Consider the following 1,592-nt stretch of genomic DNA (forward strand, 5'->3'; position numbering starts at 1 on the left):
CAAGAATTATTCGACTTCTTAGATAATTCTTGGGATATAAGAGACTTGAAGCAGGTAGCTTCCAGTGGCCACGTTCGGAGGATGAGGCTAAGGCTATAACACAAGAGCAGTTCGAGTGGCTTATGAAGGGGATGAAGATTGAACAGAAGAAATCCATAGCAAAAGTTACCCCTCTTTTGCCAGGATGACAAAAGAATTTATGTGCAAAACAGAGAAAAAAATATTTATTTTTCAAGGTATAGAACAATATATAATTCAAGAAAAGCTACTTATCCACTGATAAAAGAAGGCGCTAATAAATTCAGTGGATAAGCCTTCTAAAAGTCTTTTGATAAAGGCTGAAAAAGCTAATTTTGTGAATAACTGACGTGACAAAACTTGAGTATCAAGTCTTGTGACCCCAGTTATCCACCGTCATAATGACGAAGACCGACTATGTAGAAATTTGAGGATTTTGGGTATCTCACGTATAATAAGACAAGATAAAAATACGGGAGAATCCAATGAATAATCCAATTTCAAGAGAAGCTTGTGAAAAACTAAATAAGGAAACGCTGATTGAGATTCTCTTGATGATGCAAACGAATTTTGATGAAGTGAAAAAACAGAATGAAGCCTTGACGATACAATTAAACGATCTGAACGCAAATTTCAAAGTTCTTTTGGAGAAGTTTAATGTTGCACAAAATGCACGTTTTGGGAAATCCTCTGAGAAAATGGACTTTACAGAAGAAGAATTGGCAGATATAAAGAAAACCATTGCAGAATCTCCATGTTTTAATGAGGCCGAAAATACGGTTGATACATCAGATCCTGATGAGCTAGAAGAACCTACATTGGAAGAAGTTGGTCAAAAAAAGAAAAAGAAAGCTAAAGGTAAACGTTCTAAAGATTTAGAAGGCTTACCGCAGGCAGAACCGATTATCAGTGATTTAAGCCACGATGAATTGATCGAACAATTAGGTGAAGGTTACAAGCGAATGCCAGATGATGTATATCGTCACCTCGAATTCCACCCTGGAACTTTTGAAGTACAGGAATACCATGTGGCCGTTTATAGAAGTGCTGATGGCGAAAGATTCGCCCATGCCAAGAGACCGACAGCAGATTTACTCCAGAACAGCTTGGCATCCCCCTCGCTGGTAGCCGGGATTCTCAACTATAAGTATGTCAATGCAATGCCAATCTATAGATTGGAACAAAACTTTTTAAGAAGTGATGTCGTTTTATCCAGACAGGTCATGTGTAACTGGGTGATACGATGTTCAGAGCGTTACCTGTCTCTGATATGGGACCGGATGAAAGAAGTACTTCTTCAACAAGAGGTAATCCAAGCCGATGAGACTACTCTAAAAGTGAGTAAAGATGGCAGGGCGGCCGGAGCAAAAAGTTTTATGTGGGTGTATAGCAGTAGCGAGCTTGATCAAAGCGGCAAGAGAATTGTACTTTTTGAATATCATAAGACGCGAGAAACGGTACATCTCGAACAGTTTCTGGAAGGTTACTCTGGCATAGTAGTTTCAGATGGATATGAATCCTATCACAAGCTGGAGAGAGAAAAAGAAGGCATTATCGTTGCCGGTTGCTATGCT

The 1,592-nt window shown here is 39.1% G+C and carries 2 protein-coding genes; both read left to right on the forward strand.

Annotation, left to right across the window (positions count from 1 at the left end; translation table 11 throughout):
• Positions 1–29 precede the first annotated feature (29 nt).
• Positions 30–188 carry an IS66 family insertion sequence element accessory protein TnpB gene (tnpB, locus tag P0N36_RS15770; RefSeq protein WP_442957198.1) on the forward strand — a complete coding sequence of 53 codons (159 nt, stop codon included), beginning with the start codon at positions 30–32 and terminating at the stop codon, positions 186–188.
• Between the two features lie 315 nt (positions 189–503).
• Positions 504–1,592 (forward strand): IS66 family transposase (locus P0N36_RS15255; protein WP_275843743.1); only part of this gene is annotated, 1,089 nt, incomplete at its 3' end.

The sequence above is a fragment of the Petrocella sp. FN5 genome (assembly GCF_029210395.1).
Taxonomy (GTDB): domain Bacteria; phylum Bacillota; class Clostridia; order Lachnospirales; family Vallitaleaceae; genus Petrocella.